Below are 12,265 nucleotides of genomic sequence, written 5' to 3' on the forward strand. Positions count from 1 at the left end.
GCCCGGCTACTCGCCGGGGGTCAGGCGGGCGAGGATGGCGGAGACGGCGGAGACGGCGTCGGCGTTCCCTTCGTCGATGGCGGCCGTGATCGCGTCGGCCTCCACGGCCAGGGCCCGCAGGTCGAGTCCGTATGGCCGGGTCGAGCCGTACGCGCCGAGCCGGGCGGATCCACGGGTCAGCAGGGCGGCGGCGCCGGCGAGGTTGCCGCGCTGGATGTGCGTGAGGCCGACGCATATCTGCGCGAGCCCCTGCCACAGCTCGCGTTCCTCGGCCGGGCCGGTCTTCCAACGGGCCTCCAGCACCTCGTGGGCGTGGAACGGCCGGCCCGCCGCGAGCAGCTTCCTGGCCTCCTCCAGCGCCTCCCCGGCGGTGGGGGCGTAGTCGTCCGGCACCCGGGGCACTCCCTCGGTGCCTCTGGGGAGCGGCCTGCCGTACTCGTCGCGAGGACGTGCATTGCGGGGGCGGCCCGCTTCGTCACGGTCACGCATGATCTCTCCGCAGTGCGCGTGGGCGGTTCAGGGCGGCCGAAGCGCCGGCGATCTCCTGGAGGACCATAGATCAACCAGGAAGTTGGGCCACTTCAGGGCACATTTCTACTATCTTCTTCAAGATCACGGGCGTCGATCGCGGAGCACGGTCGCGCCGGCCGGTCGTGGCGGCCGGTCGTGTCAGCGGGGAGGCCGGCTACCGGAGGGCGGGCGCCGGACGGCGCCTCAGCGGTCGGGTTCGGGGTCGGAGAGCCAGGAGATGATCTCGGCGTTGAACTGCTCGGGGCGCTCCTCGTGCGGGAAATGCCCGGCGCCCTCGATCAGCCGCCATCGGTACGGCGCGGCCACGAACCTGCTGGAGCCCTGGGCGGTCCGGGGCAGGACGCACGGGTCGAGCGCGCCGTGCAGTTGCAGCGTCGGCGCCTCGATCTCGGCGCGCATCTGCCGGGCATAGCGGAAGCCGTCCGGGCGGATCTGGGATCGGGCGAACCAGCGGTAGTACTCCAGCGCACAGTGGGCGACCGTCGGGATCCGCATCGCCTCCCGGTACACGTGTGTCACGCCGTCGCCCGGCCACCGAGGCCCGGCCCACTTCTCGACGAGCCGGCCCACCGCCGCGCCGCCCTTGCGGGTCAGCTTCCGCTCCGGCAGGAAGGGCAGCTGGAATCCCAGGGCGTAGCGGCCGGCCTTGAGCTGCCCCAGCGGGTCGGTGAACAGCGCGGCGCGCAGGCGCAGCGGGTGCGGCGCCGACACCACGACCAGTCGTCGCACCACCTTCGGGTCGAGGACGCCCATCGTCCAGCCCAGCAGACCACCCCAGTCGTGGCCGACCACGACGGCGCTCGTCTCGCCGAGCGCGCGCACCAGGCCCGCCGCGTCCACGGCCAGCGTGGGCAGGTCGTATCCGCGCGGAGGCTTGTCGCTGGCGCCGTATCCGCGCAGGTCGACGGCGACGGCCCGGTAGCCGGCCGCGGCCAGCGCCGGAAGCTGGTGCCGCCAGGTCCACCAGAACTGGGGGAATCCGTGCAGCAGCAGGACCAGCGGCCCGTCCCCGACCTCGGCCACGTGGAACCGCACACCGCCCGCGTGCACCGTCCGGTGCGTCCAGGGGCCGTCGACCTCGATCAGCGTCTCGTCAACCGGCATCGCTCACGGACTCCCGGTGGGCGCCCACCTGCCCGGCGGTCGGGCCGGTGTACGGCGGCGGCGCCGGGGCCGCGGGCCGCGCCGTGGGGCCCGGAATCGTCTCCGGCAGCACCTCGGCCTCCTCCGGGCCCCCGAGGCCGCGCAGGCTCCGCCTGGTGCGCTTCATGCCGGTCAGCCCCTTGAGCCGCCGGTAGCCGATGAAGACCAGCAACCCGGCCGTCAGGAGGTAGAACACGGTGACGATCGTGAACGCGAGCCATGTGGCCAGCCCCACGGCCACGAGGGCGTACGCGATCGCGAAGGAGGCCAGGATCAGGCACAGGTGCCCGATGAAGGCCGCGGCGCCGAAAAGCCCGGCGGCCATGCCGACCCGCTTCGCGTCGAACTTGAGCTCGGCCTTCGCCAGCTCGATCTCCGACCGTACGAGGGTCGAGATGTGATGGCTCGCCTGGGCGACCAGCGCACCGAGCGATTCGTCCTCGGGCATGAGCGATCTCCTATCTGCGACTATCAAACATCATCTCGTGCCCGTCCGCGCATGTGCACGCGAAGCCCCTCGCCTGTGGATGACCGCAGTCCGGAGGCCGCACAGGCGGGGACCTGCCCACAGACGGCCGGAATATGACGCCCCAGGCGATCTGCCCGCTCCCCGTCGCGCCCGAACCCGCGGCGGGCGCGGAGACGAGGAAGGCGCGGACGCCGTACGTCCACGCCTTCCTCAGGAGATCGGGCGGCTCGCGATCAGTCGTCGCTCTTGGCGCTGGGCAGCTTGTCCGCGATCAGGTTCATGACCGAGCTGTCGGTCAGCGTGGTGACGTCGCCGAGGGAGCGGTTCTCCGCCACGTCGCGCAGCAGCCGGCGCATGATCTTGCCCGAGCGGGTCTTCGGCAGCTCGGGCACGACCAGGATCTGCCGCGGCTTGGCGATCGGGCCGAGCGTCTTGGCCACGTGGGCGCGCAGTTCGGCGGCGATGTCGTCGCTCTCCTCCGCGCTGCCGCGCAGGATCACGAAGGCCACGATGGCCTGGCCGGTGAGCGGGTCGGTGGCGCCCACGACGGCCGCCTCGGCCACCTTCGGGTGGCTGACCAGCGCGCTCTCGACCTCGGTGGTGGAGATGTTGTGCCCGGAGACGAGCATGACGTCGTCCACCCGGCCGAGCAGCCACAGGTCGCCGTCCTCGTCGCGCTTGGCGCCGTCGCCGGGGAAGTACATCCCCTCGAACCGCGACCAGTAGGTGTCGACGTAGCGCTTGTCGTCGCCCCAGATCGTCCGGAGCATGGCCGGCCAAGGCTCGCGGACCACGAGGAACCCGCCGCCGCCGTTCGGCACCGAGTTGCCCTGGTCGTCGACCACGTCGGCCGAGATGCCGGGCAGCGGCTGCATGGCGGCGCCGGGCTTGGCGGCCGTGACGCCGGGAAGCGGGCTGATCATGATGCCGCCCGTCTCCGTCTGCCACCACGTGTCCACGACGGGGCAGCGGTTGGCGCCGATGTGCTCGCGGTACCAGACGTACGCCTCGGGGTTGATGGGCTCGCCGACCGACCCGAGCACCCGCAGGGACGACATGTCGTACTTCGCCGGGATGTCGTCGCCCCACTTCATGAACGTACGGATCGCGGTGGGGGCGGTGTAGAGGATCGTGACCTTGTACTTCTGCACGATCTCCCAGAAGCGGCCGCGGTGCGGCGTGTCCGGGGTGCCCTCGTAGATCACACTGGTCGCGCCGTTGGCGAGCGGGCCGTACACGATGTAGGAGTGCCCGGTGACCCAGCCGATGTCGGCGGTGCACCAGTAGATGTCGGTCTCGGGCTTGAGGTCGAAGACCGCGTGGTGGGTCCAGGCGACCTGGGTGAGGTAGCCGCCGGTGGTGTGCAGGATGCCCTTGGGCTTCCCGGTCGTGCCGCTGGTGTAGAGGATGTACAGCGGGTCCTCGGCGTCGTGCGGCACCGGCTCGTGCTCGGCCGGCTGGCGGTCCACGAGGTCGTGCCACCAGACGTCCCGGTCGCTCCACGCGATGTCCTGGCCGGTCCTGCGCACCACGAGGACATGCTCGACGCCGGGGCACTCGGCGACCGCCTCGTCGACCGTCGGCTTGAGCGCGCTCGGCGCGCCGCGGCGGAAGCCGCCGTCGGCCGTGACGACGACCTTGGCGTCCGCGTCGAGGATGCGGCTCTTCAGGGCGGAGGCGGAGAAACCGCCGAAGACCACCGAGTGGATCGCCCCGATCCGGGCGCAGGCCAGCAGGGTGATGGGCAGCTCGGGGATCATCGGCATGTAGACCGCGACCCGGTCGCCCTTGCGCACCCCCAGCTCCTGCAGCGCGTGGGCCGCCTTCGCGACCTCCTTCTGCAGGTCGGCGTAGGTGATCGTACGGCTGTCGCCCTCGGGCTCGCCCTCCCAGTAGTAGGCGACCTTGTCGCCCCGGCCGGCCTCCACGTGGCGGTCGACGCAGTTGTAGGCGACGTTGAGCTTGCCGCCGATGAACCACTTGGCGAAGGGCGGCTCCCACTCCAGCGTGGTGTCCCAGCGCTCCGCCCACGTGAGCCGCTCCGCGGCGCGCTCCCAGAAGGCGAGCTGGTCCCGGGCGGCCTCCTCGTAGGCGTCCGCCGTGATGTTCGCGGCCGACGCCAGGTCCGCCGGGGGCTCGAACCGACGCGTCTCGCTCAGCAGGTTCGACAGCGTCTCCTGGGTTTCCTGACCGGGGGTCTCGGTGGCCACTCCGTGCTCCTTCAGCGTCTAAAAAGGTTGTCTCTCGTTCGGCCGCCTCGGCCAAGCAGGGGTATGCGTGTCCCACTTCACCAGGCGAGCGGTGTCAAGTACAAGTAATCGGGGTGGGGGCGTTTTGTCCGGTTACCGGCCTTTGGCCTGCAAACTTAGCCGTAGGCGATGAGCCCGCCGAGACCGGAGTCGCCGTTGTGCGGTGAACGGCCGCACCTCCTCGGCGAACGACGTTCTACCGGCGGGTATGGTCGGGGGCTGTGAGCGATCCCCTGGCCGTGATCGCCGGGCTGCCCGGCGTGCCCGAGGCCGTACAGGAGGCCCGCGAGGCCGTCGACCGGCTCTATCGTCACCGGGTGCTGCGCCGGCGCAGTCCCGAGGTGTCGGCCGAGTCGGCCCTGCGTGGCGCGCGTGCCTCCGCCGCGATCGAGGGCGTGGACGTGCCGCTCGAGCCGCTGCGCATGGGCGAGGTGACCGACCCCGTCGTGCAGGGCGCGCTGCGCGCCTCGGCCGAACTCGGCCGGCTGGCCCCGACGTGGCGGTCGGCGCCACGCCAGGTGCTCGCCCGGCTGCACGCGCTCGCGGCGGCGGGCCTGACCGCCGAGCCCGGCAGGCCGCGCACCGCGCCCACGACCGCCGATCCGCTCGGACTCGGCCCGGCGCCCGGACCGGAGGAGACCGCGGCGCGTATGTCGGCCCTCGCCGGGCTGGTCACGGCCTCCGCCGCGGCGCCCGCCCTCGTGCTCGCCGCGATCGTGCACGCGGAGCTGGCGGTGCTGCGTCCCTTCGGTGTGGCGGACGGCCTGGTCGCCCGTGCCGCCGAGCGGCTCACGCTGGTGGACCTCGGTCTGGACCCCAAGTCGCTGGCCGCCGTCGAGGTGGGCCACGCCGACCTCGGCGACGCGTACGCCGAGAGCCTCAGGGCGTACCTCAAGGGCACGGGCGAGGGCGTCGGGACGTGGGTGCGGCACTGCGCCTCGGCGGTCGTCCTGGGCGTGCGCGAGACGACGGCGATCTGCGAGGCCATGTCCCGCTGACGCACCCACGCCGGCCGCCGGCTGCCGCAGGGCGTGGACAGCTGTGCGCGCTGCTGGGACAACCGTGGGCGGCGTCGGAGGCGCTGCCTGTGGACGGACAGCGTGGGCGGCGGCGGTGACGCGCAGGCTCTGTGGGTGCGCGCGTGCGGCTGCGCGGGTGTGCGGCGGACAAAGCAGACGGCGTCCCTGGTGTGGGACGCCGCCGCCAGTACGTGTCACCGGGTTACCAAGCGTGCACCTGAATTTGTCGGAGCGGGTCAAGCCCGTCTCGACACGCCTCCCGCGGCTGGTCGCGCGTGGGTACCCGATGCCGTACGCGGACCCGCAGGTCCGTAATCCCTTTTTACGTCCGTTCCCCCGGGATGGAAACCCCCGGTTCCAAGAGCTTTAACGGGTCACCTGCGTCATTCCTGTACTTCTGTCCCCAGTGATGCTGTATGTCGGCATGAAGGATGCGGTGGGTGACTCCCCGTGGCAGTCGTCTTCACCCGTTGCGACCGCGCCTGTCGACATGTCAGACTGACTTTTGGAAAAAGTTTTACTCAGATTGGGCGGGGTTCTCGACGTCCCTCTCGTGATCAGGCAGCATACGGTGTGTCTCTGATTCGGAACGGCGAGCGTCCCCGGGGGTATCTGACCCTTGCCATGCCCTGGTCTCTTGTTTAAAGCTTTCTTGTAATACGGGACCGGCTCTACCCCCCCAGAGCCGGACCGCTACGGCGACCCCCGCTATCCCCCCCGGCGGGGGTCGCCCCTTTTCCCTGATCTTCACGGCGGGCTTCGACGATCAGAGCGAGCCGCTCGGTCTTGTCCACAGGCGGGGTTCCGTCCACAGAACGTGGTTCGCCGCCCCGGGCCGGTGGCGGTCGCTCGCATTGTGGTCCTCCCGAACGCCGAGTCGTCCCGGACGACAGGGAGACACCGATGCCACGCCCACTGGCCATAACCGACGACCAGGAACTCCTCGACGATCTGCTCCGCATCGCCGCCGCCGCGGGCGTCGAACTCGACGTGGCCCACGCGGCCGCCCACGCCCGGCCGTACTGGACACGGGCGCCGCTGGTCGTGGTCGGCAGCGACCTGGCGGACGAGCTCGCCGCCACGGGTCCGCCGGCCCGGCGGAACGTGGTCGTCGTGACGCGGACGGCCGACGACCCCGACATGTGGCGCAGGTGCGTCGCCGTCGGGGCGCACACCGTACTGGAGTTGCCCGAGGCCGAGCGGCTTCTCGTGGAGGAGTTCGGCGACGCGGCCGAACCCGCCACCAGGGCGGGCACGGTCCTGTGCGTCGCCGCGGGGAAAGGAGGCGCCGGTGCCAGCGTCCTCGCGGCGTCCCTGGCGCTGACGGCGTCCCGCGCCGGGCTGCGAACGCTCCTCGTCGACGCCGATCCGCTCGGCGGAGGCATCGACGTGCTGCTCGGCCAGGAGGAGGCCCTGGGTGCCCGCTGGCCCGACGTCGTCGGAAGGGAGGGCAGGGTGAGCTTCGCCGCCCTGCAGGAGGCGCTGCCCACCTTTGGCGAACTGACCGTGCTGTCGGCGCATCGCGGCGAGCCGGTGCGGATACCCCGGGAGGCGATGCGCGTCGTGCTCGACGCCGCACGGCGCGGCTGCGACCTGGTCGTGGTCGACCTGCCGAGGCATGTCGGCGAAGGCGAGGCGGAGGCCCTCGCCAGGGCCGCCGCGACGATCGTCGTCGTTCCCGCAGACCTGCGAGGAGCGCTCGCGGCGGCCCAGACGGTGACGCTGCTCCGGCCGGGGACCGGCGACCTGCGCCTGGTGATGCGCGCGGGAACGCTCGATCCGGAGGTCGTCGCGGCCTCTTTGTCGGTCCCGTGCGCGGGCGTGCTCCCGGAGGTGCGCGGCCTCGTGGAGACGCTGGACCGGGGAGATCCGCCGCCGCTGCGCCGCTCCCCGCTGGGCCGCTTCTGCGGGGAACTGCTCGAGGCCCTGCTGGGCGGCTTCTCGACCGGCCTGACGGGCCGGCCATCCATGAGGGCGGACGGCTCATGACCCACGTAGGCCCGGTGACCGTTTCCGGCGTCGGCGCGGACCTGGTCGAGGCGGTCCGGGTACGGCTGTCGCAGACCGGCACCGCTCCCACCGCGGCCCAGGTGGCGGCGGCCCTGCGCGCGGAGCGTGCCGTGCTCGGCGACGCCGAGATCCTGGCCGTCGCACGCACGCTGCGCGCCCATCTCATCGGCGCGGGCCCCCTCGAGACCCTGCTGGCCGAGCCGGGCGTCACGGACGTCCTGGTCAACGGGCCGCGCGAGGTGTGGGTGGACGACGGGGACGGTCTGCGCAGGACGAACGTGACATTCCCGGGTGACGACGAGGTCCGCAGGCTCGCCCAGCGTCTGGCCGCGTCGGCCGGACGTCGCCTCGACGACGCCTGCCCCTATGTGGACGCCCGGCTCGCCGGCGGCGTGCGCCTGCATGCGGTGCTCCCGCCCATCGCCGCGGAGGGGACCTGCCTGTCCCTGCGGCTGCCCTCGCGCCGGGCGTTCACGGTGGAGGAGCTCGCCGCGGGGGACGGAGCCGCCGTGCTCCGCGCGATCATGGCGGCACGGCTGGCGTTCCTGGTCACCGGAGGAACGGGCACCGGCAAGACGACCATGTTGAGCGCCATGCTCTCCCTCGCGGGCCCGGCGGAGCGCCTGCTGCTGGTCGAGGACTCCGCCGAGCTGCACCCCCCGCACCCTCACGTCGTACGGCTCGAGGCCCGGCCGCCGAACCTGGAGGGCGCGGGCGGGGTCGGGCTGCGTGATCTCGTACGGCAGGCCCTTCGGATGCGGCCCGACCGCCTGGTGGTGGGCGAAGTGCGGGGAGCGGAGGTCGTCGACCTCCTGGCCGCGCTCAACACGGGCCACGAGGGGGGCTGCGGGACGCTGCACGCCAACAACGCCGCCGATGTGCCCGCGCGGCTGGAGGCCCTGGCCTGCGCCGCGGGCCTGTCGCGGGAGGCGGTGCACAGCCAGATCGCCGCCGCGCTCGACCTCGTCATCCACCTCGTGCGGGAGGCCGGCGGTGGACGTCGTCGTGTGGCGGAGATCTGCGTGCTCGAACGCGGCCCGTCCGGTCTGGTGACGGCGCTTCCGGCCCTGACCTTCGACCCGCACGGCCGGGCGAGGCGGGGCCCGTCCTTCGACGTGCTGCGGGAACGGTGCGCGGGGTCGTGGCCCTCATGACGCCGCCGGGCGGGCCTGTCATGGGGCTGGTCGCGGTGCTCGCCGCCGCCCTCGCCGCCTGGGTGTGGGCCGGGCCGGATTCCGGGACGACACGGCTCGCATCGCTCACCGGAACGAGGCGGGCAAGGGATCTGCGCAGGTTCTTGGCGGCGCTCACCCGCCGTCCACGGCCCGGGGCGACAGCGGCGGCCTGGCGTGTGGCGTCCATCGAGCTGTGCCAGATCCTGGCCGCCGAGCTGTCGGCGGGCAGGCCTCCCGGCGACGCCCTCGTGCGGGCGATCTCCTCGGTCAGCCTGCCGGACCCCGCCGCGCTCGCCCCGGTGGTCGCCGCCGCCCGGGACGGCGGCGACGTCGCCGCGGCCCTGTCGAACGCCGCACCCGCCCGTGGTGGTGAGGGCCTGGTCCGGCTGGCCGCGTGCTGGCGCGTGAGCGTAGCCGTGGGCGGCGGCCTGACCGCGCTGGTGGAGCGGGTGTGCGTGTCCCTGCGGGAGGCGCAGGCCCACCGGGAGGAGGTGGCCGCACAGCTTTCCGGACCTCGGGCGACCGCCCGGATGCTCGCGGGCCTGCCCGTGCTCGGCCTGCTGATGGCCGCCGGACTCGGGATGAATCCGCTGGCGTTCCTGCTCGGCGGCCCGGCGGGGTTCGCCTGCCTGGTCGTCGGGCTCGCCCTCGACGCCGCCGGCGTCTGCTGGACACACAGGCTCGTCGCCCGGGCGGAGGAGCTGCCGGGATCCGCCACCCGATGAGCATGCCGGGAAGGGGTGCGAGACATGATCACCGTGCTGGCCGGGGTCCTGACCACGCTGGCGGTGCTGACATGGCCGGCCGCCCGTTCGCCGGCCGCGCGCCTGAACGCCATCGCGTCGTCGGTGCCGTCCCCGCAAGCGCCGTCGCAGGGACCGCCGGGCCACACGCCGGTGGGCGCGAGCGCGTCGCGTCGGGGAGCGGCCATCGCGGCACCCGTGGGACTCGCGGTCCTCCTCCTTGTGGGAGGGCCGGTGGGAGCGCTTGCGGGGACGGCGACGGCCGTCGGCGTCTTCGTCGCCGTGCGCAGGCGGGAGCCCGCCGAAGTCAGGCGTCGCCGCGAACGTATCGGGGCCGACCTTCCGTTCGCCGTCGACCTGATCGTCGCCTGTCTGCGGGCCGGGCAGCCGATGAGCGGGGCCGTCGAAACAACCGCGGTCGCCATCGCGGGCCCTGTCGGCGACCGCCTCTCGTGGGCCGGTGCTCAGATGCGTTTGGGTGCTCCTCCGGAGGAGGCCTGGGCCGCCCTGGCCGACGAGCCCGCGCTCGCCGCCCTGGCCAGAACGATGGTCCGGGCCGCTCAGAGCGGTGCGCCCGTGGCCGACGTCCTCACGCGACTCGCCGATGACGCCCGGCGTACGGCTCGGGCGACTGCCTCGGCCGCGGCGCGAAGGGTGGGCGTGCACGCCGTCGCGCCGCTTGGGCTCTGCTTCCTGCCTGCCTTCGTCTTCCTTGGGATCATTCCCATGGTCGCAGGACTGGCGGGCCAGATCCTCCTGCCGTGAACAACCTGTGGACAGTGTCATCCACACCTGTGGACAGCAGGCAGGATGAATGACCTGCAAGCTCCCATATCGCAGGTCGATGATCCACAGGCGGGAGCGAGGTGGCTGTGGACAACCTCGTCGGCAGGACTCTCGTCCACAGAACCGCGCTCGGCTCGATTCCTGCCGTCCGCGATCCCGCAACCTGGCCCCAGCGCGGGCGGACGGGCCGCCCCGAGCGGGTCAGGAGGACCGATGAGCAAGCACGCCGCGACCGGCCGGAGGAAGCAGACGGGCACCCAGGCGGGCACCTCGACGGGCACCGTCCTCCAGCGGCGCGCCGGAGGCGCCGGGGGCCGGCACAGGGCGCGTCCGGCGCGATGGGCGGCGCTCGCGCGTGCCGTGCGGAGGGCGCTGTCCAGCCGCTCCGGACGCGTGTCCGTGTTCGCCCGCTCCTGCCGGTGGGCAGGGTCAGGCGGCTCGCAGGGCCGGAGGTCGTCGATGCGGTTGATCCGCGGTGCCGTGCGGGTGGCGTCCGTCGTGCAGATGGTCTGCCACGGTCCGCGGCGATCGTGTGCCGCGCTGCGGCGTTCCGCCGCCCGCATCTCGTGCCGTGCCCAGGAGCTGAGCATCCAGTGGACGGTGCGGGCGGGGACGAGGGCCGAGGCGGGCATGTCCACCGCGGAGTACGCCGTCGGCACGATCGCCGCCTGCGGGTTCGCCGCGCTGCTCTGGAAGGTGGTCACGAGCGCCGAGGTCAGGTCGATGCTCGCCGCGCTCATTCAGAAGGCCCTGAAACTGGCCGCCTGAGGCCACCGATGGTGCGCCGATGTGCCCGGGTGCCGCGACGTCGCGTGATCGACCTGTGGCGCCCGCGAGACCGAGGGTCAGTGACCGCGGAGACCGCCGTCGCCCTTCCCGCCCTCGTGCTGGTGCTGACCGCCGCTCTGTGGGCGGTGACGATCACGGGCGCCCAGCTGCGATGCGTCGACGCGGCCCGGGCCGGCGCACGCGCGGCGGCACGGGGCGAGGCCGCCGAGGAGGTGAGGACGGTGGTCCTGCGGTTGGCTCCCGAGGGCGCCACGGTGTCCATTCGCACGGGAGCCGACACCACCCGGGTGGAGGTTGTCGTCACCGTCAGCCCGCCGTTCAGGTCGCCGCTCCCGCCGGTTCGCCTCCGGGTCGCGGCCGTCTCCGCCACCGAACCCGGCGTCCTTGCGCCGCTCTCATCGGCCGCGCAGCCGGCCCGGTCTCCGAGTCGCACAGGAGACCTCGTGGCTCCGAAACCGGCCGACCACGAATGAGGGACGCGCATCGGTCGGTCCCCGGGCCGGCGGGAGCGTGTGGGTGCGGGCGGCCTTGGGCCGTAGGAGCGCGGATGGCGGATCACTCCGGACAGCGAGGACGCGTGGATGACGGACGCGTCGCGGACATGGGGGCACGCGAATGAGGAGATTTGGGACCTTCGAGAACGGTGCGCGCTGCCTACGGGAGCGCGGCTCGGCGACCATCTGGACAATCGCGCTCATGACCGCCGTCTGGGCGGTGACGGTGGTCGTCGTGCAGGTGGGCGTGGCCCGTGTAGCGCGGCACCGGGCGCAGAGCGCGGCCGATCTCGGCGCGCTCGGGGCCGCTCGCGTGGCACTGGCGACGCCGGACGAGGCGTGTGATCGGGCGGAGGCGATCGCGGCGGTCAACGGTGCGTCGTTGCGGTCGTGCTCGCTGTCGGACGGCGTCGCCGAGGTCATGGTGAGGGTGCGATTCGCGGTCCCCCTCCTCGGTCCCGCGACGGCCGCCGCTTCCGCCAAGGCCGGTCCGGCCGGTGCGGTGGCATGAGGGGCGGTGGCATGAGGGGGCGATCGCACGACGAACAGCCGCCGGTGCACCAGCCCGCCGGCGCATGAGCTCGTGGGCGCCCGGCTGGTGCACGAGCTCGTGGAAGCCGACCTCGTTCCGGCCTGGCTCGCGGACCGGCCGGCGTCCATGCGGATGGGCGTGGCCGCGAACCTGCCGGGGCTGCCCGCGGTGGCCGTGCCGACCTGTGGGGCGGGTTGGGTGCCGCAGACGGTGCACACCATCGGTTCCCGAATCCGCGAGGATTTCTGCCTCACGGCGGCCGTCGTCGAAGCCGCTGTCCCGCCGCTGACACCCGTAGAGCGGTGGTGAGGCGCTACCAGCAGGA

At 72.9% G+C, this 12,265-nt stretch carries 13 protein-coding genes; 9 read left to right on the top strand and 4 right to left on the bottom strand.

Going from position 1 to position 12,265, the window contains the following annotated elements:
* Positions 1-6: 6 nt before the first annotated feature.
* The 4 genes from HHX30_RS07490 to acs all read right to left on the bottom strand — a co-directional run bounded on the left by HHX30_RS07490 (position 7) and on the right by acs (position 4,353).
* Complete coding sequence (locus HHX30_RS07490) at positions 7-489, bottom strand: DUF309 domain-containing protein (protein WP_169980829.1); 483 nt, start codon at positions 487-489, stop codon at positions 7-9.
* Between the two features lie 225 nt (positions 490-714).
* A complete protein-coding gene (locus HHX30_RS07495) occupies positions 715-1,635 on the bottom strand; it encodes an alpha/beta fold hydrolase (protein ID WP_169980831.1) in 921 nt (306 codons plus the stop codon).
* Positions 1,625-2,122 (bottom strand): phage holin family protein, encoded by a 498-nt coding sequence (locus HHX30_RS07500; protein ID WP_169980833.1) that lies wholly within the window; start codon positions 2,120-2,122, stop codon positions 1,625-1,627. Before HHX30_RS07500 ends, HHX30_RS07495 begins: the two co-directional genes overlap by 11 nt.
* Positions 2,123-2,376: 254 nt before the next feature.
* The gene (gene acs, locus HHX30_RS07505) at positions 2,377-4,353 is read right to left on the bottom strand and encodes an acetate--CoA ligase (protein WP_169980835.1); all 1,977 of its coding nucleotides are present in this window, start codon (positions 4,351-4,353) and stop codon (positions 2,377-2,379) included.
* A 260-nt stretch (positions 4,354-4,613) separates the two neighbouring features.
* Between acs and HHX30_RS07510 the strand changes: the two genes are divergently transcribed.
* The 9 genes from HHX30_RS07510 to HHX30_RS07550 all read left to right on the top strand — a co-directional run bounded on the left by HHX30_RS07510 (position 4,614) and on the right by HHX30_RS07550 (position 12,249).
* Positions 4,614-5,390: a Fic family protein gene (locus HHX30_RS07510; protein ID WP_169980837.1), complete on the top strand. Its 777-nt coding sequence runs from the start codon at positions 4,614-4,616 to the stop codon at positions 5,388-5,390.
* 924 nt (positions 5,391-6,314) lie between these two features.
* On the top strand, positions 6,315-7,400 hold the full coding sequence (gene ssd / locus HHX30_RS07515) for a septum site-determining protein Ssd (protein WP_169980839.1): 1,086 nt from the start codon (positions 6,315-6,317) through the stop codon (positions 7,398-7,400).
* A complete protein-coding gene (locus HHX30_RS07520) occupies positions 7,397-8,575 on the top strand; it encodes a TadA family conjugal transfer-associated ATPase (RefSeq protein ID WP_169980841.1) in 1,179 nt (392 codons plus the stop codon). The genes ssd and HHX30_RS07520 overlap by 4 nt, the downstream gene beginning before the upstream one ends.
* Positions 8,572-9,321, top strand: coding sequence for a type II secretion system F family protein (locus HHX30_RS07525; protein WP_249349826.1), 750 nt, complete (start codon positions 8,572-8,574; stop codon positions 9,319-9,321). Before HHX30_RS07520 ends, HHX30_RS07525 begins: the two co-directional genes overlap by 4 nt.
* 24 nt (positions 9,322-9,345) lie before the next feature.
* Positions 9,346-10,104, top strand: coding sequence for a type II secretion system F family protein (locus tag HHX30_RS07530; RefSeq protein ID WP_169980843.1), 759 nt, complete (start codon positions 9,346-9,348; stop codon positions 10,102-10,104).
* Between the two features lie 234 nt (positions 10,105-10,338).
* Entirely contained in the window at positions 10,339-10,893 is a 555-nt protein-coding gene (locus HHX30_RS41410) for a DUF4244 domain-containing protein (RefSeq protein ID WP_249349803.1), read from the top strand.
* A gap of 80 nt (positions 10,894-10,973) precedes the next feature.
* Positions 10,974-11,387, top strand: a complete 414-nt coding sequence (locus HHX30_RS07540) for a TadE family type IV pilus minor pilin (RefSeq protein WP_311922202.1) — start codon at positions 10,974-10,976, stop codon at positions 11,385-11,387.
* 142 nt (positions 11,388-11,529) lie between these two features.
* Positions 11,530-11,919 (top strand): Rv3654c family TadE-like protein, encoded by a 390-nt coding sequence (locus HHX30_RS07545; RefSeq protein WP_169980847.1) that lies wholly within the window; start codon positions 11,530-11,532, stop codon positions 11,917-11,919.
* 72 nt (positions 11,920-11,991) lie between these two features.
* A complete protein-coding gene (locus HHX30_RS07550; protein WP_169980849.1) occupies positions 11,992-12,249 on the top strand; it encodes a hypothetical protein in 258 nt (85 codons plus the stop codon).
* Positions 12,250-12,265 lie beyond the last annotated feature (16 nt).

Origin of the sequence: Microbispora sp. H10836, assembly GCF_012999525.1 — a bacterium.
Taxonomy (GTDB): Bacteria; Actinomycetota; Actinomycetes; order Streptosporangiales; family Streptosporangiaceae; genus Microbispora.